The sequence below is a fragment of the Amycolatopsis bullii genome, from assembly GCF_014654205.1.
GTDB classification, from domain to species: domain Bacteria; phylum Actinomycetota; class Actinomycetes; order Mycobacteriales; family Pseudonocardiaceae; genus Amycolatopsis; species Amycolatopsis plumensis.
This window is the reverse complement of the sequence record NZ_BNAW01000004.1, coordinates 284,581-307,179: the sequence shown is the minus strand read 5'-3', so window position 1 is coordinate 307,179 and position 22,599 is coordinate 284,581. Positions and strand designations below refer to the sequence as shown.

Sequence of the window (22,599 nt, the reverse complement as noted above, 5' to 3'; positions counted from 1 at the left end):
AGGAGAAGCCGGTCCGCATCGCCCGGAGATGCTGGACCGGATGGCCCGGCGACCCGGAGCACCGGGCAGCGGCGGCGCCGCCAGACGGAGACAGGCCAGCGGCTGGACCCCGGGTCCCGCACCGGTGGACAGCCGGGACCGGACGGTTCCGATGGTATGGGGCTCGAGAGCCAGTGGGAGTGCGGTGGCATGAGCGTAGAGCGGATTTCGATCGTCGGTATCGGTCTCCGGTACCCCGACGCGAGTTCTCCGGAGGAGCTCTGGGAAAACGTGCTGGCCGGGCGGCGGGCGTTCCGCAGGCTGCCGGACGAGCGGATGAACCGGGCGGACTACTACTCGCCCGACCCGAAGGCACCGGACCGCTTCTACTCGCAGAAGGCGGCCGTGCTGCGGGGTTACGAGTTCGACCGGGTGGCGCACAAGGTCGCCGGCAGCACCTTCCGGGCGACCGACACGACGCACTGGCTCGCCCTCGAGGTCGCCGCGGAGGCCCTCGCGGACGCCGGGTTCGGTGACGGCGAAGGCGCCCCGAAGCAGAGCACCGGCGTCGTCATCGGCAACAGCCTCACCGGTGAGTTCTCCCGCGCCAACATCATGCGGCTGCGCTGGCCGTACGTGCGCCGCACGGTCGCGGCGGCGCTGACCGCCCGCGGCTGGGAGGACGAGGAGACCGCGAACTTCCTGCGGGAGCTCGAAGTCCAGTACAAGGAGCCGTTCCCCGAGATCAACGAGGACACGCTCGCCGGCGGCCTGGCCAACACGATCGCCGGGCGCGTCTGCAACCACTTCGACTTCGCCGGCGGCGGCTACACCGTCGACGGCGCCTGCTCGTCCTCGCTGCTGTCGGTGGTGACCGCGGCCAACGCGCTCGTCCAGGGCGACCTCGACCTCGCCATCGCCGGTGGGGTCGACCTGTCGATCGACCCGTTCGAGGTGATCGGCTTCGCGAAGACCGGCGCGCTGGCCAAGCGCGAGATGAAGGTCTACGACGCCGATTCGAACGGCTTCTGGCCCGGCGAGGGCTCGGGCATGCTGGTCCTGATGCGCGAGAGCGACGCGCTGGAGCAGGGCAAGCGGATCTACGCGTCGATCGGCGGCTGGGGCGTGTCGTCCGACGGCAAGGGCGGCATCACCCGGCCCAAGGCGTCCGGGCACCGGCTGGCCCTCAAGCGCGCCTACGACCGCGCCGGCTACGGCGTCGAGACCGTCTCCTACTTCGAGGGCCACGGCACCGGCACCGCGCTGGGCGACGAAACCGAGATCGAGGCGCTGTCCACGGCCCGCCGCGACGCCGACCCGCTGGCCAAGCAGGCCGCGCTGTCGACGATCAAGGGCAACATCGGCCACACCAAGGCGGCGGCCGGGGTCGCCGGCCTGATCAAGGCGACGCTGGCGGTGTACCACCAGGTCATCCCGCCCGCGACCGGCCACCACAACCCGCACGAGTCGCTCACCGGCTCCTCGGCGCGGATGTACGTCCCGCGCGAGGCGACGCTGTGGCCGGAGGACCAGCCGGTCCGCGCCGGTGTCTCCGCGATGGGCTTCGGCGGCATCAACTCCCACGTCACGGTCACCGAGGCGCCGACCGCACCCCGGCGCCGGGAGCTCGACGAGCGGGCCCGCTCGCTGGTCGCCGGCCGCCAGGACGCCGAGCTGCTGCTGTTCGACGCCGACGACCTCGCCACCCTGCGCGGGAACATCGCCGCGGTGCTGGAAACCGTGCCGAAGCTGTCGTTCGCGGAGCTGACCGACCTCGCCGGCACGCTGGCGAAGGACCTGTCGGGCAAGCCGGTGCGCGCCGCGGTCGTCGCGGCCAACCCCGAGCACGCCGAGCGGAAGCTGACCAAGCTCCTCGAGCAGCTCGACTCCGGTGACTCGGTCTTCGACAGCGCCGACGGCATCTTCGCGAGCAGCCGCGGCTCCGCGCCGAAGATCGGCTACCTGTTCCCCGGCCAGGGTTCCGGCCGCGGTGGCGACGGGGCGCTGCGCCGCCGGTTCGCCGTGGCGGACGAGATCCACCGGGCCGCCGCGCTGCCCACCACCGGTGACCAGGTCGCCACCGAGGTGGCGCAGCCCCGGATCGTCACCGGTTCGCTGGCCGCGCTGCGGGTGCTGCGCTCGTTCGGCATCGAGGCGTCGACGGCCACCGGCCACAGCCTCGGCGAGCTGACCGCACTGCACTGGGGCGGCGCGCTCGACGAGCGGGCGCTGCTGAAGCTCGCCACGATCCGCGGCAAGGTGATGGCCACGACCGTGGGCGACGGCACCGGCGCGATGGCGAGCATCGCCGCTTCGCCCGGCCGGGTCGAGGAGCTGGGCCTGGGCGACGACGTCGTCATCGCCGGGTACAACGCGCCCGAGCAGACGGTGATCTCCGGGCCGGCCGGGGCGATCGACCGGATCGTCGCCCGGACGAAGGCCCAGGGGGTCACCGCGACCCGCGTCAAGGTCTCGCACGCCTTCCACTCGCCCGCCGTCGAGCCGGCCGCGAACGCCATGACCGAGCGGCTCGCCGAGTTCGGCTTCGCGCGGCTGGAGCGGCCGGTCGTCTCGACGGTCAGCGGGGACATGCTGCACGCCGCGGAGGACCTGCCCGGGCTGCTGCGCGACCAGATCGTGCTGCCGGTCCGCTTCCGCGAGGCCGCCGCCAAGGTGGCCGAGCGCAGCGACCTGGTGGTCGAGGTCGGGCCCGGCCGGGTGCTGACCGGGCTGTTCGAAGAGATCGCGCCGGAGACCCCGGTGCTCGCGATCGACACGGACAACGCGTCGCTGCAGGGCCTGCTGCGGGTCGTGGGCGCGGCGTTCGCGCTCGGCGCGCAGATCTCGGTGGACGCGCTGTTCGAAGGCCGGATCGTCCGCGCCCTGCCCGCCGACGGCCAGTTCACCTTCCTGGCCAGCCCGTGCGAGGCGGGGGCGTCGATCGACAGCGAGCTGGCCGCCGAGCTGGCCGCGGAGAAGGCGGAGGCCGCCGCGGCCGAGGCCGAGGAGTCCGGCGGGGACGCCGGTTCGACGCTGGACCTGCTGTGCCGGTTCGCCGCCGAGCGCGTCGAGCTGCCCCTGGAGGCGGTCACCGCGGACACGCACCCGCTCGACGACCTGCACCTGTCGTCGATCACGGTCGGGCAGCTGGTCAACGACGTCACCCGGGCGCTGGGCCGCCCCGCGCTGGAGGGCATGCCGAACTTCGCGACGGTGTGCCTCGGCGACCTCGCCGAGATGATCGACGAGCTCGCGCAGACGGCCAAGCCGGCCGACACCGCCGCCGGTGAGGCCCCCGGCGTGGGTCCGTGGGTCCGGCCGTTCGCGGTCGAGTACGTGCCCGCGCCGCGGCCCGCCGCGGACCTCACCGCGGGGGCGGGGAACGCCGACTGGCAGGTCTTCGCGACGCCGCGGCACCCGCTGGCCGAACCGCTGAAGGCCGCGCTCGCGCGGTCCGGCGCCGGGGACGGCGTGCTGCTCTGCCTGCCGGCGGACTGCGACGCCAGCCACGTCGGCCTGTTCCTCGAAGCCGGCCGTGCGGTCATGGCCGCCCCCAACGGCACGCGGTTCGTGGTCGTCCACCACGGCTACGGGGCCGCCGGCCTGGCCAGGACCCTGCGCCTGGAGGACCCGTCGGCGAAGACGACGATCGTCGACCTCGCCGACCCGGCACCGTCCGATGTGGACGCGATCGCATGGGCCGTGACCACGGTGGTGGCCGAGGTGGCCGCGACCACGGACTTCACCGAAGCGCGCTACGGCGCCGACGGCGGGCGCACGGTGCCGCGGCTGTCCGCGCTGCCCGCCCCGAAGCCCGGCCCGCTGCGCCACTCGCTGGACGCGACCGACGTCCTGCTCGTCACCGGCGGCGGCAAGGGCATCACGGCGGAGAGCGCGCTGGCGCTCGCCAAGGATTCCGGGGCGCGGCTGGCCCTGCTCGGCCGCAGCGACCCGGAGTCCGACAGCGAGCTGGCGGAGAACCTCGACCGCATGGAGGCGGTGGGCATCCGCTACCGCTACGAGCGGGCCGACGTCACCAGCGCCCCGCAGGTCGCCGAGGCGATCGCCCGGGTGGAGGCCGAACTCGGCCCGGTCACCGCGATCCTGCACGGCGCGGGCCGCAACGAGCCGGCTGCCCTCTTCAGCCTGACCGAGGACAGCTTCCGCAAGACCCTCGCCCCGAAGATCGGCGGCCTCAACGCGGTGCTCGCCGCGGTCGACCAGGACCGGATCAAGCTCCTGGTCACCTTCGGCAGCATCATCGGCCGGGCCGGCCTGCGCGGTGAAGCGCACTACGCCACGGCGAACGACTGGATGACCGAGCTGACCCTGCGCTTCGGCCAGGACCACCCGAAGGCACGGGCGATCGCGCTGGAGTGGTCGGTCTGGTCGGGCACCGGCATGGGCGAGAAGCTCGGCGTGGTCAGCGCCCTGATGCGCGACGGCATCACGCCGATCCCGACCGAGGAGGGCATCACCATCCTCCGCCGGGTGCTGGCCGACCCGGCCGCGCCGCCGGTGCTGGTGGTCTGCGGCCGCACGTCGGGCCTGCCCACGCTGCCGATCCGGAAGCGGGAGCTGCCGCTGACCCGGTTCGTCGACCGCGCGATCGTGCACTACCCGGGCGTCGAGCTGATCACCGAGGCGGACCTGTCCGACGGGGCCGACCCGTACCTGACCGACCACCTGCTCGACGGGCAGCTGCTGTTCCCGGCGGTGCTCGGCATGGAGGCGATGACGCAGGCCGCGGCGGCGACGCTGGACCGCACCGGCACCCCGGTGCTCTCCGACGTCGAGTTCCTCCGGCCGATCATCGTCTCGCCCGGCGGGTCGACCACGATCCGGCTGGCCACGCTGGCGCGTGACGCCGACACCGTGGACGTCGTCATCCGCAGTGACGAGACCGGGTTCAGCGCCGACCACTTCCGGGCCCGGCTGAGCTTCGCCCGGCCGGCCGAGCTGGGGGAGAAGGCCGCCCGCGACGTCGCGCTGCCGCCGGTCCCGGTGGAGCCGATCAGCGAGCTGTACGGCTCGGTCCTGTTCCAGGGCAAGCGGTTCCAGCGCGTGCTCGGCTACCGGCGGGCGAGCGCCCGGCACGCGGTCGCCGAGATCGCGACCAGCGCGGACTTCTCGTGGTTCGCGCCCTTCCTGCCCCAGGAGCGGCTGCTGGCCGATCCCGGCACGCGGGACGCGATGATGCACGCGATCCAGTGCTGCGTCCCCGACGCGACGCTGCTGCCGCAGGGCATCGAGAAGCTGTACCTGGCCGAGCCGGGGCGTCAGCACGACGAGTACGTCCTGCTGGACGCGAAGGAACGTTCCCAGGACGGCGACAGCTACGTCTACGACCTCGACGTGCGCAACCCCGACGGGACGCTGGTCGAGCGCTGGGAAGGCCTGAAGCTGCGCGCGGTCCGCAAGCGCGACGGTGCCGGGCCGTGGGTCCCCTCGATGCTGGGGTCCTATCTGGAGCGCTCCTGTGAGCGGCTGCTCGGCGGGACGCGGTCGGTGGTGCTCGAGCCGGACCCGGCCGGGCGCCCGGCCGAGGGCACCGCCGAGCGGAGGGCGCAGACGGCGCTCGCCGCGGGCCGGGCGCTCGACCGGCCGGTCGAGATCCGGTACCGCCCCGACGGCAAGCCGGAGTGCGACGGCGGGGTCCACATCACCGCGTCGCACACCGCACAGCTGACCCTCGCGGTCGCCGGCACCAGCCCGGTGGCGTGCGACATCGAGACGGCGATCGAACGCAGCGAGGAGGACTGGACCGGCCTGCTCGGCGAAGAGCTCCTCGCCCTCGGCCGCCTGCTGGCCGCGGACACCGGCGAGCCGGTCAGCGTGGCCAACACCCGGGTGTGGAGCGCGCTGGAGTGCGTGCGCAAGACCGGGTCGATGACCCAGGCGCTGACCGTGCGCCAGGTCGACGCCGACGGGTGGGCGCTGCTGGCCTCCGGCAACGCCCGGATCGCCACCTGGTCGACCACCGTCAACGACCGGACCGCCCCGATCGTCTTCGCCGTGCTCCAGGCAGAGGGGAACTGAGATGTCCGACTACTACGAGATCCGCCACACGGTCGGCTTCGAAGAGACCAACCTGGTGGGCAACGTCTACTACGTGAACTACGTGCGCTGGCAGGGCCGGTGCCGCGAGATGTTCCTGAAGGAAAAGGCGCCGGCGGTGCTCGAAGAGGTCCGCCACGACCTCAAGCTGTTCACCCTCAAGGTGGAGTGCGAGTTCTTCGCCGAGATCACCGCGTTCGACGAGCTGTCCATCCGGATGCGGCTGGAGGAACTCACCTCGACGCAGGTGCAGTTCGCCTTCGACTACGTCCACCTCACCACCGACGGCAAGGAGCGGCTCGTGGCGCGGGGTCGGCAGCGGATCGCCTGCATGCGCGGGCCGAACACGGCCACCGTGCCGTCACGGGTCCCCGAGCAGCTGCGCGAAGCGCTGGCGCCCTACGCGACGGCCGCGGTCAACGGCAAGGGAGTCTGACGTGGGCTACGACGCAGAGCCTTCCGAGGGGGCTCCCGTGCTCAAACGGCTGCGGACGTCACGCGCCCGCAGTGGCCTCTCCGTCCAGCCGGGCCTGCGGCAGGTGATGGCCCAGTTCGCGACCGGGGTGACGGTGCTGACGGCGGGCGGGGAGGCCGCGCACGGCATGACCGCCAACGCGTTCTCGTCGGTGTCGCTGGAACCGCCGATGGTGCTGTGCTGCGTGTCCAAGGCGGCCCGGATGCACACCGCGATCGTCACCGCGGGCTCGTTCGGGGTCAACATCCTCGCGGCCGAGCAGCAGGAGCTGTCGAAGTACTTCGCCGATTGGCGCCGTCCCGACGGGATCGCCCAGTTCGACGCGGTCGGCTACACGGCGGGCGACCTGACCGGCGCACCGCTGCTCACCGGCGCGCTGGCGTGGCTGGAATGCGAGCTCGCCCAGGTGGTGTCGGGTGGTGACCACTCGATCTTCCTCGGCCGGGTGGTCGCCACCAGCCGCGGCGAAGGCGAACACGCGCTCGTCTTCTACGGCGGCGGCTACCACCGGATCGACGGGCGGGCCCGCGCGGCCTGAGGGAGGCGAACGTCATGCTGATCGCGGTCACCGGCGGCACCGGCTTCCTCGGGACCCACACGGTCGCGGCCCTGCTGCGGCGCGGGCACCGGGTGCGGCTGCTCGCCCGCGACCCCGGCCGGACCGTGCCGTCCACTGTGGACGTCGTGACCGGCGACGTCACGGACCCCGCTTCCGTCGCCCGGCTGGTCGACGGTGCGGACGCGCTGCTGCACGCGGCGGGCGTCTACACCTTCGACAGCAGGCGCCGGGCCGAGCTGTGGCGGGTGAACGCGGGCGGCACCGAAGTCGTGCTCGCCGCCGCACGCCGGGCGGGCACCGGGCGGATCGTGCACGTCTCCACCGTCGGGGCGCTGTACCCGGCGGCCGGGCCGACGATCGGGGCGGCGAGCCCGGTCGGCACCCCGCGGGAGGCCTACCTCGCCTCGAAGGCCGAGGCCGAGCGGATCGCCCGCGCGCACCGCGCCGACGGCGTCCCGGTCACCGTCACCCACCCGCCGGCGCTGCTCGGACCGCACGACCCGCACCTGGGCGACCAGAACGCGCGGCTGCGGGACCTGCTGCGCGGGCTGATGCCGATCTGGCCGTCGGGGGGGCTGCCGATCGGCGACGTCCGCGACTCGGCGGAACTGCACGCGCGGCTGTTCGACGGCGTGCCCGGCGACGGGTACTTCGGGCCGGGCCACTTCCTGACCACCCGCGAGTACCTCGCCGTGGTCCGGGCCGCGACCGGGCGGCGCCTGCCGGCGGCGTTCCTCCCGGCGCGGGCGATGTTCCCGGTCGGCCGGGGTGCCGACCTGCTGCAGCGCGGCTGGCCGTGGCACATCCCGGCCGAGTACGGCGCGCTCTACGTCTGCGCCTCCGCCCTGCCCGTCGCCGCGGACGCACCCGGGGCCGGCGTCCCGGCGCGGCCGGTGGCCCGCACCGTGCGCGACACGGTCGCCTGGTTGCACGCGACCGGACGCCTCACCGACCGGCAGGCCGGCGCGGCCGCCCTGCCCACTGTGCCCATGACGACGACAGCGGTCCCGGCCGAGCCGGGACCGTCCCGACCGAGGAGGGTCCTGCCATGACCGCCAGCGACGCCATCGAGCCCATCCGGCCCGGCTCCGACACGGCCCCGACGGCCTTGACGGACGTGCCGGACGGCCGGCAGGCCCGGCCGATGCCCCGGTTGGGGCGGGGCATCGTCTGGTCCGACATCGTCGCCGAGATCGAGGACGACTACGAGGTCCGGTTGCGGGATGCCGCGTGAGCGGAAGTCACCGCGCGGACGCCGCGGTGAGGCACTCGCCCTCGCGCTGAACCGCTGCCGTCGAACCGCCTCGGCCACTCGACGGCCGGTATCCCGGAATGCGGCGAGATTCGTCCGATGCGTGAGCTTTCCGGGCCGGGGAGGGAGAACGGAGGAAACGCCATGACAGCTCCAGCGTTGCCGGCCGGGAAGGGCCGGGCCGACGGAAAGCCGGCCGAACCGAGCGGCCGCCCGCGCGCGGACTCGCCGCGGGAAGCGGCCGCGCCGGCCGAGCGGGAGTACCTGCGTGAGCACATCGTTCTCGGTTACAACTGAACGTCCGGCGGCCGGGTGGGTGCCGCGTCACGGGCGCGCGCCTGCCGGTCCGGCGCACGCACAGAGATGACGCGGTCACCGCGAGGGCGGGACACTGGAACCTCACCGGGGCCGGAGTGCGGGGCGGGACTCGCCGTGCGCGCCCGGCGCCCGGCCGAAGTTCGGTTGGGAGGCCGGTGGATGGCGATGCGCCTCCAGCTCACCGCGGGAGTGCAGGTGCTCGAGGACTGGGCCGAGTCGGCGACACAGGCCGAACGGAATGTCGTCTACGAGGCATTGTTCGCTGTGGGCGACGGGTCGGCTTTCCTGGTCTACGACATTTTCGGCGACCCGCACGATCCCGGTAATTTCATGATTATGGTGAAACCGGGTCTGGTGCTGATAATAATGGTGCAGCGGGCGGAATCCGCATTCGAGATCCGTTATGTCGGCCGTCTGCAGGACGGTGTCGACGCTCCGGCCCGCCCGGGCTCGCCGGGGCAGTGAGCACTGGCCGCGAGATGACGCTGAGGCTTACTCCGGCCAGGCTGCCGCGGCTCGGCCCCGTGACGGTTTGTGACCGGGATGGTCGGGCGACGGCCGACGGCTGAATGAGCGGTACTGCGCCGAACGGGGTAAGACGTCGCCCGGATGGCGTATGTTCCCGGTGGGCGCAATGCATGCCGCGGAACGGGGTATTCCTCATCTTGACAATGTCTCTTGTGGTATGAAAACCTCGTCGTGTTCGCCGTTGCGGCCGTTATTTTCTGGGGTGAATAACGAGGAGGCTTCGTCATGTCGTCGCCCGAATTGCCAGGACTCGATGTTTCCAGCCGGGTCCGCGCCCGGGACATCCAGCTGACCGGCGTGGCCGATGTCGGCCGCCGGGTACTCATGATCACCGGCGCGATCGACACCGCCGATCACGACGTTTCGGTGAGTGTCAGCCTTCCGGAGCCGGGGCGCTGGCAGGTCATCAAGGCCGAGACCAACCTGACCGACCGGACGTGGGTCGCCATGCAGGCGGTGCTGGACGAGGACTCGGTGTTCATCGACGACGCCGCACTGATGTCGCCCCAGTTCGCGAAGAGCTTCATGACGCCCGACCAGCGGCGGCTGACCTTCTACGACGGTGAGGTCCGGCCGGGCGAGGCCGTGCTCAAGACGTACTCGATGGAAACCGGCGGCAGCAAGCCGACGTACTTCTCCTCCCGGTACAGCCCGCTCGCCACCGACAGCGCCGAGCAGTCCCAGCAGACGCTCGAGGAGCTGGTCACCAACGGGATGCGGCAGCGGCCGGTGGTCGAGCTGATCGTGCCCATCACGGTGATCGGCTGAACCGGCGCCCGGTCCCGGTCTCGGGCGTGAGGGGAATTCGTGATCAAGTTCGTCCCGGAACCGCACCTGCTGGACTCACCCCGTGGCCGTGACTGGCCGCGGCTGCCCGCCCCGCCGGTTGCGGGCCGCGAGACTCGGCCGCCCGCGACCGCGGAGGTGGTCGTCGTCGGCGCGGGGCCGGCCGGGCTCGCCGTGACGTCGGCGCTGTGGCACCACGGCGTCCGCGACGTCGTGGTGATCGACCGCGACGGCCGGCCGTGCGGGCGGTTCTTCGACCGGATCGACCGGCTCGGCCAGCGCGTTCTCCGTTCACCCTACGAGCACCACCCCGGTGTCGAGGGCTACCGCGACTGCGAGCTGGTCGACTTCGCCCGGCTGCACTGGGCGCGGCTGACCCCGGTCGAGCGCCGGGAGATCCGGATGTCGCAGGCCGGCCACCGGTCCGTCGTGCCGGTGGACGTCTTCGAGGCCTACTGCGCGCATCTGGCGGCGAGCCACCACGTCGGCGAGAAGACGTGGCGGGGCGAGGTCCGCGAGGTGCTGCCCGCCGCCGACGCGGTCACGGTGCACGCCGGCGCCTTCACCGTCACCGCCCGCCACGTCGTGCTCTGCCTCGGCGAGGAACGGCGCCCGGCGCCGGATTCGTGGTGGGGCGGCGGCCCGACACCCCCCGGGACCTCGTACTGGGACGAGCCCGCGCCGGACGGCGGGCGGCAGATCGTCGTCGGGGCCGGGCTGACGGCCGCGCACCTGATCACCAACGCGCTTTCGGCCGGGCGGGAGGTGCACTGGGTGCTGCGCGACCCCGGCGAGCGGTACCAGTGCGCCGACGTCAACTCGACGTTCTTCCGCCCGGAGGGCCGCAAGCGGTTCGACAGCGTCGGCTGGGCCGACCGGCTCGCCCTGATGAACCAGTTCCGCCGGGCGTCGATCATGTTCGAGTTCCAGCCGTTGCTCCGGCAAGCCGAAGCGGACGGCCGGCTGGTCGTCTACCGCGGCGAAACCGTGGCCCGGATCGCGACCGGCGTCGGCGGGACGGTGACGGTGCGCCTCGCGAGCGGCCGCCGGATCGCCGCCGACCACGCCGTCCTGGCGCTGGGCACGGCACCGTCGATCGGCGACGGCCTGCTGCCCGCCGAACTGGTCGGCGAGCGCGACGGATGGCCGGCCCTGGACGAGCGCACCCTGGTCTTCGAGCGCGCCCCCCGCGTTTCGGCGGTCGGCGCCGCCACGGCGATGGTCCTCGGCCCGGCGGCCCGGAACATCGACGGGCACCGCGTGGCGACGACCCGGGCGGCCGCGGCCATCGCGGCCGCCGTCCGCGAGGAAAGCCCCGTCCGGACGCTCCGGGAGGCCGTCGGTGTCTGAGCCCGCCGACAGCCGGTTCGCCCTGCCCGACGTCGACGCGCCCGCCGACGTCGAGGTCGGCATCATCCTGCTCGGCCTCGACCCCGACCGCCTGCTCGGCGGGCTGGGCCTGGCGCGGATCGCCGACGATCCGGCGCTGGTCACCCAGCTGGTCGACCAGGTGCGCCACGGGGGCAGCAGTTTCGACCTGCCGGGCCTGGTCGCCCTCGGCCGGGCTCATTGGCGTTCGGTGCGCTCCGCCCTCGACGAGCCGGCGGCGGACACCCCGGGCTCGCTCCGCCAGGAGTGGGTCAAGACCGCCGCGCGCGTCGCCGCGGCCGCGCCCGGTGCGGGCCACGCCTCGATCGCCTACCTGACCGCGTGCGTGCTGCGCCGAGCGGACGTCGATGCCTGCGCCGACGCACCACCGAACGGAGAGGGCCTCCGATGTCCTACCTGAAATCCCTGCCGTCCGAGACGACGCTCCTCCAGGTGTTCCAGGCCTACCCGGGCCCGGCGCGGCACCTGCTGGCCTTCCACGAGCTGGTGCTGCGCGGCGAGTCGCCGTTCACGCCGGGCGAGCGTGAGCTGATCGCGGCCTACGTGTCCGGCCTGAACAGCTGCGACTACTGCCACGGGATCCACACCGTCACCGCCGAGGCGTTCGGCATCCCGGAGGGCACGCTGGCGGCGGCGCTGGCCGACCTCGAGTCCGCGAACGTGGACGCCCGGCTCAAGCCGGTGCTCGCCTACGTCGGCAAGCTGACGCGGACGCCGGCGAAAATGACCGACGCGGACGCCGAAGCCGTCTTCGCGGCCGGCTGGGACGAGCGCGCGCTCCACGACGCCGTCCTGGTCTGCGCCCTGTTCAACTTCATGAACCGGATGGTCGAGGGACTCGGCATCCGCGCCGCCGAGGGCTACACGACGACCTCGGGCGAGAGGCTGAAGAACGCGGGCTACGCGGGTCTGGCGGAGTTGCTCGACGCACCGGCCTGACCGGGCGCGGGCCGGGCTCACGAGCCCGGCCCGCCCGCTCGTCAGGTGTTGAGAACGGCTTCGATGTCCAGCGTGATGTCGACCTTGTCGCCGATGACGACCTTGCTGCCGTCGACCGCGAGGCCGAAGGTGAGCCCGAAGTCGGAGCGCTTGATCGTGGCCCGCCCTTCGAAGCCGATGCGGGTTTCGCCCTCGAGACCGGTCGGGTCGATGCCGAGCAGCTCGAGCCGGATGTCGACCGGCCGGGTGGTGTCCACGATCGTGAGGTCGCCGGTGAGCACCCAGTGCTCCCCGTCCGGACGCAGTCCGGTGCTGACGAACCGCATCTTCGTGTTCTGGTCGGTCCGGAACCAGTCGGCCGAGCGCAGGTGGTCGTCACGCATCTTGAGGCCGGTGTCGACCGAAGCCAGGTCGATGTCGGCGGTGACGGTCGACCGGGCCGGGTCGTCGGCGGTCACGATCTGCGCGGTGAATTCGGTGAAACTGCCGCGCACCTTGCTCATCAGGTGCCGGACGGAGAACCCCACCGCAGAGTGGAAGTGGTCGACGGTCCACGTGCCGGCGATCCACTCCGGAACCGCCGCCGGACCCACCGTGGCCTCGCTCATGAAAGTCCTCCCCGTGCGCTCGTGGTGCCTCTCAGCCGACCTTGACACCGTCCCCCTCCGGAAGGCACCTTCGCCGTGCTCTGTTCCGGCGGGTATTCATCCGCCCAGCGCCTCGAGATCGGCGACGACATCGAGAGGTGAGAGCTGTGCCGCCATCTCGCAGGCGACGGCCGCGGCAGCCGTGGCGAACGCGGGCGTGCCGAGCAGTTCTTCGCAATGCGCGGCCACGGCTCTCGGGGTGACTTCGTCGGGCAGCATCCTGATCCCCGCCCCGGCCTTGGCGACCGCGTCCGCGTTCTCGAACTGGTCGTCGAACTGCGGCAGCGCCAGTTGTGGCACACCGGCGGAGAAGGCGGTCAGCGTGGTGCCCTGGCCGCCGTGCTGGATCAGCACATCGCAGGCGCCGAGCACCTGGTGCAGCGGCATCCGGCCGGCCTGGCTGACGTTCTCCGGCAAGGGACCCCAGGAGGCTATGGCCCGCTCGTCGACCGCGATCACCACGTCGACGTCCAGCCGCCCGAGCTCCCGCACGGCGGCCAGCATTTTCCCGTGCAGGTCGGGAATTCCGAAACGCGGAACCAGTGTGCCGAGCGTCAGGCAGATCCTGGGTTTCGTGCGCGGCGCCAGCACCCAGTCGGGAACGTCCGCGGTGCCGTTGTAGGACACGTGCCGGAAGCTCAGGTGGCCCGTCGCGTGCGGCAGGCGCAGGCTGGGGGGCCACGGGCTCAGCGACAGAGCGGGCTGCGGAAGGGTGAGTCCCGCCGCGACCGGCGAGCCGGCGAGCACCTCGACCGCGCCCGCACGGTACTCCGGCAGTTCGGCCACGCCCCACCGCACGTCGGCCAACGGTGTTCCGTGCGCGGCCGCGGCGAGCGGGCCGGCGAACTCGGCGCGCTCGCTCAGCACGACATCGGGCCGCCAAGCGTCCACAATGGACATCATCCGCGGCAGCGTGGCGGCAGCGATCCGCCCGAACACCCGGCCGTGCACGTGCCGCCGCTGTTCGATCGGGTGCGTGGACAGTTCCGGGCCCAGCTCGACGAAGTCCATCGGCGGCCCGCTCGACACCGCGGGCAGCCCGGACCGCAGAACCGTGTCGACGAGGTTTTCCGGGACGGCGACCAGCACCTCGTGCCCCGCCGCCCGGCAGGCCCAGGCGAGTGGCACCAGCGGGAAGAAGTGCCCGAGCAGCGGCTCGGTGGTGAACAGGATCCGAATGATTGGCTCCGATCTCGGTAACCGGCAGGCCCGGTCAGTGCCCCAAGGCCACTTCGGCGGCTTTGCACTTGTCGTATGGCGGAAGCAACCCGCGTTCCCGGGCTTCGGCGAGCGTCGGCGCGACTCGGTCGCGCGCGGACAGGATCGGTGTGAGGTCCTGCGGCAGCGGAAGTCCGAGCTCGGGGTCCGTCACCGAGAGCGCGAGCTCGTTCTCCGGCACGTACTCCCCGGAAAACAGGTAGGCCATCACGGTGTCGTCCTGCAACGCGATGAACGCGTGGCCGACGCCGACCGGGAAGTAGACCGCACGGAAGTGCTCCTGATCGACCACCACGGCGTCCCAGTTGCCGAAGGTCGGTGAATCGACGCGGATGTCCACGACGACATCGATCGCCGATCCCCGGGGGCAGTAGACGTATTTGGCACAGCCGGGCGTCGCCGTGAAGTGCACACCCGGACCACGCCCCGGCGCGACCGGCTGTGACTGGTCTCGGCCACGCTGAAGAGCCGCCGACCGGTGGCCAGCCGGAACGGCGTCTCCTGGAACGGCGAGACGAAGAGGCCGCGATCGTCTGAAGTCGGGTTCGGCGTGATTTCCAGGGCACCTTCGACGGAAAGCTCACGTATCTGCATCGCTGTCCCCGCTCAAGAGTGACTCCCACGATGTTCGGATTGCGCCTGGATTCACCGCAGCAAGCGTGGCACCGGCACAACCGGGCCGACGTCTTCAGCCATGCTGTTCGCCGCCGGGCGATGGCGGGTGGCGCTTCGCGCGCGGTGTCACCGGACCGCTGTCCTTGTGGAGACAAGACCGCCGGGCTCCGGTGGTCCGGTCCTCTGCCCGCCCTGCCCGCTCGCCGGCGTCAAGCCGCGTCCGATGTGGAGGGCGGGTGCTCCGTTGGCTCTTCGGGCGTTCGGGGCGGTGGTTCCGGAGTGGGGCGGGCACGGTCGGCGAGGTGGCTGAGTTTGGTCAAGTGGCGTTGGACCAGCCCGGCGCGGCGGGCTTCGTCGAGCGCTGTCCGGGTGATGGTGTTCTGCCGTCGTCGGCGGTGACGCCCGCCGGGTGCTTCCTGGTGCACTACGGGTCTCCTTTCCGTTCGGCGCCTCACTCGATCGTGGGGTGCGTGCGCGCACCGAGGCCGCGGTCGATCGGTCAGGTAACAAGGTTGTTTCGGGAAGAACTCATTCGGGACCCACTGGGCTACCTGGGCGCTTACACGGTGCGCCTTCCGGAGTCCTGCACGCGAGAGGGGACGAGACGCGGGACCGTCCACAGTGGGAGTACGGCCGAGGCGACGAGTGTGGGCCCGATCACTGGCCCGGGGCACGCCGTGCGCTGCTGCGCACGGCGTCTTCCCTGGTGGCGCCCCCGGCAGGACTCGAACCTGCGACCTAGAGATTAGAAGGCTCTTGCTCTATCCAGCTGAGCTACGAGGGCCCGCGCCGACGGCCGCTACCGGTGACCCGGCACTGGCAGCTTAGTCGTCGCCACCCAGTCGATCGTTCGACACCGGCGAATCGTTTCAGGTCTCGTTCGACGTAATTCGGGAGTTTCTGCGCGCACAGCCGTGACCGGACGCCTGGTCCCCTGCTTGAAGCGATGTGACCCCTCCTTCTGTGTCCGGGGAAGTGCTGAGCGTGACCGAGCGGGCTTTTCCGCGCGGCCGGAACCTGTAATCTGGCCATCAGAAGGCTCTTGCTGTGTCCAGCCAGAACCCTGCTCGCCCGCTCGACCCGCGGCCGGGCAGGCAGCGCCGTGGGCTTCTGCGCACCGCTGCTTGCCCGGCGCAGCGGGCGGCGAGCCCGGTTGCCGGCCCCCTTTCTGCTGGGAAATCGTGTGCAGGAGGCTCCTGCCTGCAGGAACGTCGGGGGCGACCACCTCGGCCGCCTGGCGTTCGGCCGCTGGGTGCGGTCGACCTGGGGGTTGCCGAGCGGTTGGGGGCCGTCGGGGTCTTGGCGAATGGTGGTTCGGTCTCGGGCGTCGTTGGCGGGTGCGTGCCGGATGGGTGCCCGGCCGCTGGGGTGGTCGGTTTTGTGGCTGCCGCGGGTCCGGCTGTTGGGGCTGTGGTGAGCGGTGGCTCGTCGGGTCGCTGGGTGCGGACGGTGAGTGGTGCCACGGTGCGGGCGCCGGGCGGCTGCCCGGTCCCCGGCGGGCGGCCTGCTGGAGTTCGCCCCCCGGTCGGCTGAAAGCGCCACCCGAGAACTCCAGAAGACCTCCCGCCCGCCCGGAACCAGGCTCCGTGCGCCCCGGATGGGCCCGTGTGAGCCCGGGACGGGCCGTATGAGCCCCGGATGGGCCCCGTGTGAGCCCCGGACGGGCCGCGTGAGGCCCGGATGGGGTGCGTGAGCCCCCTGGAAGGGCTGCCTGGGGCCTCGGATGGGGAGCGTGAGGTTTCGGATCAGGCCGCGTGAAGCCCGGATGGGGCTCGGCGCGCCCCGGATGGGCTCGTTGCGCCCCAGATCGCTGCGTGAAGCCCCGGAAGTGCTCCCGTAGGCCTCGGAGGGCTCCTGAGGGGCCAGGGGCCCCGGGACAGGTTGCGGGGAGCCCGTGGGCGCGCCCTGCCGCAGGGGGCGCGCCCACGGGTGGGGCCGCTTCGGGGGAGCGGCCCCGGTCGGGCCCGGCCGCCGCCGCGAGCCGGCTCCTGCCACGGAGCGGGCGGCTTTGCGGGGCCCGGGTCAGGGGGTCACTCCCAGATCTGGATGCCCCGGACCAGGAATGGCGCGTTCGGGACGTACGTGCCGCCACCCGGATAGGTGACGAAATCTCCTTCCGTCGAGCATTCCGCGTCCTGGTACACCGTGACGTCGCGGGTCATCAAATTCGCGAACGACGATCCGTCGAATCCTTCCGGTAGTGGCAGGCATTCCTCGGTATTGGCCGAGCGCAGGTCGAAACGCTGGATTTCGCCGGCGTAACCGTCGGACGGCCACAGGCAGAACTCGCCCTTGCGGCAGCCCGGATCCGTGCCCGCGTGTGCGGCTCCGACGCTGGTCAGCAGGCCGACCATGGCCAGGACCACGATGTGCGGCAGGCGGGAACGAAGACGACGTGAAGACATGGTGGATTTCCCCTCCGGAATCGCGGCTCTTGCGGGGCCGCGGTGAACGTGTGATTCCAGATTGGCGGGCGGTGGGGGATTTGTCAGCCCGCGATTTCGAATCTGTGGACAAGTGTCCGGCAATGAAAAGGTTGTCCACAGCCGCCGAGGAAGGTCTTGCGTAAAAACAGCGGCGGTGCTACGCGGGGCCCGTGCTCCCGCGCACCACCAGCGAAACCGGCACCTCGACCGGCGCCGGCACCGACCCGTCGTCCAGCAGCCCCAGCGCCAATTCCCCGGCGATCCGCCCCTTGGCCGCGAGGTCCTGCCGGACCGTGGTCAGCGGCGGCGACGACCACGACGCCGGCGGACTGTCGTCGAAACCGGCCACCGACAGCTCACCCGGCACGCTGATCCCCAGCTCACGGGCCGCGGCGAGCACCGCCAGCGCCAGCTGGTCGGACATGCACAGCACCGCCGTCGGCCGCGGCGACGCCCCGAGCAGCGCGAACGCCCCGGCCATCGCACTCTCCGCGCTGAGCCCGGCCGCCTCCTCCACCACGACCGAGCACGATCCCAGCTCGTCCAGGTAGCCGCCCAGCCGCTCACGCACGTCGTGGAACGGCGCGGCCGCCGCCTCCGCCACGGTCAGCGCACCCCCGCCGGACCGAATATGGCTGTACGCGGCGAAGATCCCGAACCGCCGGTGCCCCAGGCCTAGCAGGTGCCGCGCGGCCGAAGCCGCCCCGGCCCGGTCCGCACAGCCGACTCGAGCCGTGCCGGGCAGCCGTGGCTGGTCGATTACCACGAGCGGCAACCCGCGCGTGCGTACCGCCTCCAGCGAAGGAGCGCCGTCGGGCAGCGAATACACGATCGCGATGTCGGCCTGCGCCGCGAGCACGCGTTCGGCGGGCGGCCCGCCGAAAGCGCCGCCGGGCAGGAGCAGCAACGCGTGGCCGCCCGGGTCGATCACGCGCGCCAGCGCGTCCAGCGTCAGGTACAACGCCGGGTCCGAAAACGCCATCGACAGCGACGTGTCCAGCAGGACCGCGATCGCGCCCGTGCGACTGGTCGCGAGGCTCCGCGCGGTCGGGTCCGGACCGGGGTAGCCCAGCTCGGCCGCCACCCGCAGCACCTCGTCCCGCAGCCGGGCGGACAGCTGGTCGGGCCGGTTGTAGGCGTTCGAGACCGTCGCGCGCGAGACGCCGACGGCGTCGGCGACGTCGTCGAGCGTGGGACGGCGCCGCCGGGTCATCCGCGCAGTCTAGTCACCACGCGGTGGACTTTCTGAAGCGCTTAAGTCACGCTGAGGGCATGCGAGACCGGATCGCGGTGTTCACCGTCTTCGCCCTCAACGGGCTCGCGCTGGGGTCATGGGCGTCACGCACGCCCGCACTGACCGCGCAGGTGCACGCCTCACCCGGCGTCTTCGGCCTGGCGCTGCTCGGGGCCAGCGTCGGCATGCTCGCCGCCGCCTCGGTGTCCGGACGGCTGATCGAACGGTCCGGTGCCAGGGCGGTCGTCGCCGGGAGCACCGCGATGGCCGCCGGTTCGCTGGTGCTGATCGGTTTCGCGCCCACCGTTCCGCTGCTGGCCGGGGCGCTGCTGGTGATCGGCGCGAGCGTCGGGATGCTCGACGTCGCGATGAACGTCGCCGGTGTCGCGGTCGAACGTCGCCTGGGCAAGCCCGTGATGTCCGTCTTCCACGCGGGGTTCAGCTTCGGCGCGCTCGCCGGTTCGCTGGCCGCGGGCCTCGCCGCCGGCCACGGCTGGTCCCCGGCGCGCCACCTCACCGTCGCCGCCGTCGTCGCGGTCCTGGTGCTGGCCCTCGTGATCCGCGACGTTCCGGGCATCCGCCCGCAGCACGCCGAAGAACCCGTGGTCACGCCGGCCCGCGCGCCGATCCGGCGGCCGGTGCTGTGGCTGCTCGCCGCGGTCGCGCTGTGCTCGGCCATCGCCGAAGGGGCGTCGTCGGACTGGTCGGCGCTGCTGATGACGGTCGAGCGCGGCGTCGGCCAGGGCGCCGCCGCTCTCGCCTTCGCCGGGTTCCAGCTGGTCATGGCGCTGACCCGGCTGGCGGGCCCGTGGGCGCAACGCCGGTTCGGCCCGACGCGCTGCCTCGCCGCGGGCGCCACCCTCGCCGCCGCCGGGCTGGTCGCCGCGGCCGCGATCCCGGTCGCCGCCGTGGGTTACGCCGGGTTCGCGCTGGCCGGCGCGGGTCTCGCCGCGTCCTTCCCGATGGCCCTCAGCCTCGCCGGGGACGCCGGCAAACGCGGGGACGGCACCGGCGGTGAACGCGAGATCGGCTTCGTCACCGCCGTCGCGTACACCGGCTTCCTGGGCGGCCCGCCGATCGTCGGCGGAATCGCGCAGGCGACGGATTACGACGTGGCGTTCGTCTTCGTCGCGCTCGTCGCGGCGTTGATCCTGCCCGCCGCCGTCGCCGCCCGGCGGTCGCGGCGGCGGGAGGAGGCGGAAGCGCTGGCCAGCCGCTGAACATCAGCCGTGCGGCAGCGGACGGCGGTTCAGTTCCTCCTCGCCGAGCGGTTCCGGGTACCAGCCGAGCCGGGCCCCGAGGTCCTGGACCCGCCGCGCTCCGAGCGGCGGGTACGCGGCCGGCGCGGTACCCACTGTCCCGGGCACGAGGACCTGGACGACGGTGACGCCGTCCTCGGCTGCCTCCGGCGTGGTCAGGTCGACGTAGAGGACTTCGTGCCCGGCCGCCGCGACGCACGCGTGCAGTGCGTCGAGGGAGTCGTCGGCCGGACGCGGGATCGCCGCCCAGTCACCGGCCGGACCCGGTGCGGCCCACGCCAGCGCGGCGTCGCCCACCCGCGGATCGAGGTGCAGCTGCTGGTGGCAGAGCAGTTCGACCATGTCGGCGGAATCTTGGCGGTACCGGTCGGCGTAGTCACGTCCAGCCCGCCACGACTGCAGCGGACTGTGGTCGCCGTAGCCTTCGATCATCGCCGAGACGGCCTCGCGGTTGTCCAAGGTCCGGCACGTGATCTGGAGCATGTAGGCCTCGGCCAGCGCCTTCAGCGCGGCCTGCTCGGGATCGGCCCGCATCGCCGTGCCCACCGTCAGCCAGCCTTCGGGCGACCGGACGGCCGCGGCCAGCACCGGGACGCCGAACTCGTTGCCGATCGACCAGAGGTGAACCTCGCCGTGGCCGGCGGAGAGCTCGGCCAGGCGCGGGGGAGGAGCCAGGGTGGGCTGGGGCGCTCCGTTGAGCCACCAGACCGCCGTGGCGTCGTGTTCGACGATTTCCTGCAGCCCGGACCGGATCGCGTCTTCGAGGGTTTCGCCGGCGGCCGTGCCGCCGATCACCGGGAACGCGTGCAGCGGCTCTTCGGCCGGTTTCGCCGTGTGCGGCCAGCCCGTGTGGACCGCGAAGGCGGGAACGAGGATCTCGCTGCCGTCGCCGAGGGACGTCGCGCGGATCCAGTGCACCGGGGAGGCGTCGGTGAACGGCGTGAAGGGGAAGCCCGGCGTGGCGTACTGGCGCGGCGAGTAGCCGACGAGCCGGTCGGGGGAAAGCGCGGTCAGGCCGCGGGAGACCAGGTCGGCGTGGGTGCCGTGGACCAGGTCCTGGGGTGGCCAGATCCCGCAGTAGCGCTCGATCGCCTCGCCCCACGCCGCCAGGCGGGCGTGGCCGGGGTCGTCCCAGGAGGTGCCGAAGCCCTGCAGGTCGCCCTGCCACGGGACTTCCGCGCGGACGTCCCGGATGTCGGCCACGGCCAGGTGCAGCGCCTCCGGAGTGCCGGGCAGGCCGGCGAAGGACTGCAGCTGCGTGACGATCGGGCCGGGGCCCGGCGCGGAGCGGCGTACGCCACTCCGGCCGGGCAGCCCTTCGTGAACGGCGGTCATCAGGCGATCGACGCCGACCGGCCGGTCTTGTCCACCAGGCTGGCGGCGACGCAGGTGTTCACCGTGAGGCGGGCAGCGACACAGGTGTTCACCGCGAGGCGGGCGGCGACACACGTGTTCACCGTGAGGCTGGCTGCGACACAGGTGTTCACCCGGAGGCTGGCCGGCGCGGCGGTGCGGCCGGTCTTGACGATGAACTGCTCCTGCTTCATGGTGCTGTCCTTTCCAATGCGGTCCCGCCACCGGTCTTGGTGGCGGGTTGCGGGGTGTCCCCCGGTTCCGCGCGCGAGAGGCGCCAACCTCGCGCGGGAGTCTTGGTGCCGGTCGCGAACGCGAAACCGGCGGCGGCCAGCGCGCCGAGCACGGCGCAGGCGAGCCAGACGGACGCCGGACCACCGCTGTCGAGCAGCCACCCGCCTCCGAGCGGGCCGAGCAGGGCCGCGGCCGCCCACGCTCCCGTGTAGAGCGCCGCGTACCGGCCCCGCAGGCTGCCGGGTGCCCGGTCGGCGGCGACGGCGCTGCCGGTCGGCATCTGCAGGATTTCGCCGACGGTCCACACGAGGGCGACGACCGCGTAGCCGGGCAAGCCACCGGCGAACGCGTTGAGCCCGAACCCCCACCCGATGAGCAACGCGCTGCCCACGAGGATCGCCCGGCGCGAGTGCCGCCGTCCCCACCGCGTCAGCGGGATCTGCAGGAGCGCGATGAGCAGCCCGTTCAAGGACTGCACGAGTCCGAACGTCCAGGCGCCGAGGCCGGCGCCGACCATGACGATCGGCAGGGTCGTCGCACTCTGCTCGTACACCGACGCGATCGCGAGGGTGGCGAGCAGGAAGACCACGAAACGGCGGTCGAGCCGCAGCCGTGTCCGGGCTTCGCGATGCGCCCGCGGTGCGGCGGCGGGCCGGGTTTCCGGCACCTTCAGCAGCACGATCAGCGCGCACAGCGCGGTGGCCGCCGCGTCGGCGACGAACACCAGCGTGTAGCCGTAGGTCACCATCACCCCGGCGAGGGCCGAGGAGGCCGCGACGCCGACGTTGACCGCCCAGTAGTTCAAGGAGAACGCCCGCTGCCGGTGGGCCTGCGGCACGACGTCGGCCAGCGCGGCGTTCATCGCCGGCCGGGCGGCGGTCGAGCCGGCCCCGACCGCGAAGGCGGCCACCTCGATCTGCCAGTGCCCGCCGGCGGTGCCCAGCGCCACCATGGCGACGGCCGTGATCAGGTGCGCCAGCACGAGGGTCGGCCGCCGGCCGAGCCGGTCGGCGAGCACTCCGCCGGCGACCGTGCCGAGCAGGCCGCCGAGCCCGATCAGCGCGATGACGAACCCGGCGTAGGACACCGGGTAGCCGTGCCCCGCGGTGAGCGACAGGGCGAGCACCGGCCGGGTGAAGGCCCCGGCCCAGTTGACCAGGATGCTGACCCAGATCCACCAGAACACCGGCGGAAGGTCACGAGGACTTCGACGCGGTTCCGTCGTGATCGTCACCCGCGGCCCCCTTCCCCCACCCTGCGGTTGTTCATCCCCGGCCCGTGCAAAAAGCATGGCGGCGCCCGGGAGCCGGGCACGCCTTCTCGATTGCGCC

At 72.6% G+C, this 22,599-nt stretch carries 19 protein-coding genes, 1 tRNA gene and 1 pseudogene; 12 read left to right on the top strand and 9 right to left on the bottom strand.

Translation table 11 applies throughout. The annotated features are described in order from the left end of the window. Nucleotides 1–189 precede the first annotated feature (189 nt). From IE317_RS08145 to IE317_RS08095, 11 genes are all read left to right on the top strand, one after another. Nucleotides 190–6,018, top strand: coding sequence for a type I polyketide synthase (locus IE317_RS08145; RefSeq protein ID WP_191307810.1), 5,829 nt, complete (start codon nucleotides 190–192; stop codon nucleotides 6,016–6,018). 1 nt (nucleotide 6,019) lies between these two features. Further along, on the top strand, nucleotides 6,020–6,472 hold the full coding sequence (locus IE317_RS08140) for an acyl-CoA thioesterase (RefSeq protein WP_191307808.1): 453 nt from the start codon (nucleotides 6,020–6,022) through the stop codon (nucleotides 6,470–6,472). Nucleotide 6,473: 1 nt separating this feature from the next. Next, nucleotides 6,474–7,049, top strand: coding sequence for a flavin reductase family protein (locus IE317_RS08135; protein ID WP_191307806.1), 576 nt, complete (start codon nucleotides 6,474–6,476; stop codon nucleotides 7,047–7,049). Nucleotides 7,050–7,063: 14 nt separating this feature from the next. Then, entirely contained in the window at nucleotides 7,064–8,122 is a 1,059-nt protein-coding gene (locus tag IE317_RS08130) for an NAD-dependent epimerase/dehydratase family protein (RefSeq protein ID WP_191307804.1), read from the top strand. After that, a complete protein-coding gene (locus IE317_RS08125) occupies nucleotides 8,119–8,304 on the top strand; it encodes a DUF6222 family protein (RefSeq protein WP_191307803.1) in 186 nt (61 codons plus the stop codon). The genes IE317_RS08130 and IE317_RS08125 overlap by 4 nt, the downstream gene beginning before the upstream one ends. 162 nt (nucleotides 8,305–8,466) lie before the next feature. Then, a complete protein-coding gene (locus tag IE317_RS08120; RefSeq protein WP_191307801.1) occupies nucleotides 8,467–8,619 on the top strand; it encodes a hypothetical protein in 153 nt (50 codons plus the stop codon). Nucleotides 8,620–8,799: 180 nt separating this feature from the next. Beyond that, nucleotides 8,800–9,105 (top strand): DUF6235 family protein, encoded by a 306-nt coding sequence (locus IE317_RS08115; protein WP_191307799.1) that lies wholly within the window; start codon nucleotides 8,800–8,802, stop codon nucleotides 9,103–9,105. Nucleotides 9,106–9,456: 351 nt separating this feature from the next. After that, nucleotides 9,457–9,936, top strand: a complete 480-nt coding sequence (locus tag IE317_RS08110) for a DUF6423 family protein (RefSeq protein ID WP_191307914.1) — start codon at nucleotides 9,457–9,459, stop codon at nucleotides 9,934–9,936. 39 nt (nucleotides 9,937–9,975) lie between these two features. Continuing rightward, nucleotides 9,976–11,304, top strand: coding sequence for an FAD/NAD(P)-binding protein (locus tag IE317_RS08105; protein ID WP_191307797.1), 1,329 nt, complete (start codon nucleotides 9,976–9,978; stop codon nucleotides 11,302–11,304). Further along, nucleotides 11,297–11,743 carry a DUF6187 family protein gene (locus IE317_RS08100; RefSeq protein WP_191307795.1) on the top strand — a complete coding sequence of 149 codons (447 nt, stop codon included), beginning with the start codon at nucleotides 11,297–11,299 and terminating at the stop codon, nucleotides 11,741–11,743. Before IE317_RS08105 ends, IE317_RS08100 begins: the two co-directional genes overlap by 8 nt. Beyond that, entirely contained in the window at nucleotides 11,731–12,282 is a 552-nt protein-coding gene (locus IE317_RS08095) for a carboxymuconolactone decarboxylase family protein (protein WP_191307793.1), read from the top strand. The genes IE317_RS08100 and IE317_RS08095 overlap by 13 nt, the downstream gene beginning before the upstream one ends. A 41-nt stretch (nucleotides 12,283–12,323) precedes the next feature. Here IE317_RS08095 and IE317_RS08090 read toward each other — a convergent pair whose 3' ends face one another. From IE317_RS08090 to IE317_RS08065, 6 genes and pseudogenes are all read right to left on the bottom strand, one after another. Next, on the bottom strand, nucleotides 12,324–12,890 hold the full coding sequence (locus IE317_RS08090; RefSeq protein WP_191307792.1) for a YceI family protein: 567 nt from the start codon (nucleotides 12,888–12,890) through the stop codon (nucleotides 12,324–12,326). A 96-nt stretch (nucleotides 12,891–12,986) separates the two neighbouring features. Continuing rightward, the gene (locus tag IE317_RS08085; protein ID WP_191307790.1) at nucleotides 12,987–14,057 is read right to left on the bottom strand and encodes a nucleotide disphospho-sugar-binding domain-containing protein; all 1,071 of its coding nucleotides are present in this window, start codon (nucleotides 14,055–14,057) and stop codon (nucleotides 12,987–12,989) included. Between the two features lie 85 nt (nucleotides 14,058–14,142). Continuing rightward, nucleotides 14,143–14,741, bottom strand: a pseudogene (locus IE317_RS08080) (dTDP-4-dehydrorhamnose 3,5-epimerase family protein). A gap of 728 nt (nucleotides 14,742–15,469) precedes the next feature. Continuing rightward, nucleotides 15,470–15,546: transfer RNA gene (locus tag IE317_RS08075), tRNA-Arg, on the bottom strand. Between the two features lie 1,246 nt (nucleotides 15,547–16,792). Next, nucleotides 16,793–17,167, bottom strand: a complete 375-nt coding sequence (locus IE317_RS08070) for a peptidase inhibitor family I36 protein (protein WP_191307788.1) — start codon at nucleotides 17,165–17,167, stop codon at nucleotides 16,793–16,795. Nucleotides 17,168–17,345: 178 nt separating this feature from the next. Then, a complete protein-coding gene (locus IE317_RS08065) occupies nucleotides 17,346–18,401 on the bottom strand; it encodes a LacI family DNA-binding transcriptional regulator (protein WP_191307787.1) in 1,056 nt (351 codons plus the stop codon). Between the two features lie 59 nt (nucleotides 18,402–18,460). On the opposite strand from IE317_RS08065, the gene IE317_RS08060 reads away from it, so the two are divergent. Further along, nucleotides 18,461–19,642, top strand: coding sequence for an MFS transporter (locus tag IE317_RS08060; RefSeq protein ID WP_191307785.1), 1,182 nt, complete (start codon nucleotides 18,461–18,463; stop codon nucleotides 19,640–19,642). Between the two features lie 3 nt (nucleotides 19,643–19,645). Here IE317_RS08060 and IE317_RS08055 read toward each other — a convergent pair whose 3' ends face one another. Genes IE317_RS08055 through IE317_RS08045 form a run of 3 tightly spaced genes read right to left on the bottom strand, consistent with a single transcriptional unit; the run spans nucleotide 19,646 to nucleotide 22,454 of the window. Further along, nucleotides 19,646–21,016, bottom strand: a complete 1,371-nt coding sequence (locus tag IE317_RS08055) for a YcaO-like family protein (protein ID WP_191307784.1) — start codon at nucleotides 21,014–21,016, stop codon at nucleotides 19,646–19,648. Further along, nucleotides 21,016–21,228, bottom strand: coding sequence for a hypothetical protein (locus tag IE317_RS08050; RefSeq protein ID WP_191307782.1), 213 nt, complete (start codon nucleotides 21,226–21,228; stop codon nucleotides 21,016–21,018). The genes IE317_RS08055 and IE317_RS08050 overlap by 1 nt, the downstream gene beginning before the upstream one ends. Beyond that, nucleotides 21,225–22,454, bottom strand: coding sequence for an MFS transporter (locus tag IE317_RS08045; protein ID WP_191307781.1), 1,230 nt, complete (start codon nucleotides 22,452–22,454; stop codon nucleotides 21,225–21,227). The genes IE317_RS08050 and IE317_RS08045 overlap by 4 nt, the downstream gene beginning before the upstream one ends. Nucleotides 22,455–22,599 lie beyond the last annotated feature (145 nt).

Excerpts from the sequence above, each read along its gene's own strand:
- IE317_RS08145 (WP_191307810.1), top strand. The coding sequence starts at position 190 with ATGAGCGTAGAGCGGATTTCGATCGTCGGTATCGGTCTCCGGTACCCC.
- IE317_RS08140 (WP_191307808.1), top strand. The coding sequence starts at position 6,020 with ATGTCCGACTACTACGAGATCCGCCACACGGTCGGCTTCGAAGAGACC.
- IE317_RS08130 (WP_191307804.1), top strand. The coding sequence starts at position 7,064 with ATGCTGATCGCGGTCACCGGCGGCACCGGCTTCCTCGGGACCCACACG.
- IE317_RS08125 (WP_191307803.1), top strand. The coding sequence starts at position 8,119 with ATGACCGCCAGCGACGCCATCGAGCCCATCCGGCCCGGCTCCGACACG.
- IE317_RS08120 (WP_191307801.1), top strand. The coding sequence starts at position 8,467 with ATGACAGCTCCAGCGTTGCCGGCCGGGAAGGGCCGGGCCGACGGAAAG.
- IE317_RS08115 (WP_191307799.1), top strand. The coding sequence starts at position 8,800 with ATGGCGATGCGCCTCCAGCTCACCGCGGGAGTGCAGGTGCTCGAGGAC.
- IE317_RS08095 (WP_191307793.1), top strand. The coding sequence starts at position 11,731 with ATGTCCTACCTGAAATCCCTGCCGTCCGAGACGACGCTCCTCCAGGTG.
- IE317_RS08090 (WP_191307792.1), bottom strand. The coding sequence starts at position 12,890 with ATGAGCGAGGCCACGGTGGGTCCGGCGGCGGTTCCGGAGTGGATCGCC.
- IE317_RS08070 (WP_191307788.1), bottom strand. The coding sequence starts at position 17,167 with ATGTCTTCACGTCGTCTTCGTTCCCGCCTGCCGCACATCGTGGTCCTG.
- IE317_RS08065 (WP_191307787.1), bottom strand. The coding sequence starts at position 18,401 with ATGACCCGGCGGCGCCGTCCCACGCTCGACGACGTCGCCGACGCCGTC.
- IE317_RS08060 (WP_191307785.1), top strand. The coding sequence starts at position 18,461 with ATGCGAGACCGGATCGCGGTGTTCACCGTCTTCGCCCTCAACGGGCTC.
- IE317_RS08055 (WP_191307784.1), bottom strand. The coding sequence starts at position 21,016 with ATGACCGCCGTTCACGAAGGGCTGCCCGGCCGGAGTGGCGTACGCCGC.
- IE317_RS08050 (WP_191307782.1), bottom strand. The coding sequence starts at position 21,228 with ATGAAGCAGGAGCAGTTCATCGTCAAGACCGGCCGCACCGCCGCGCCG.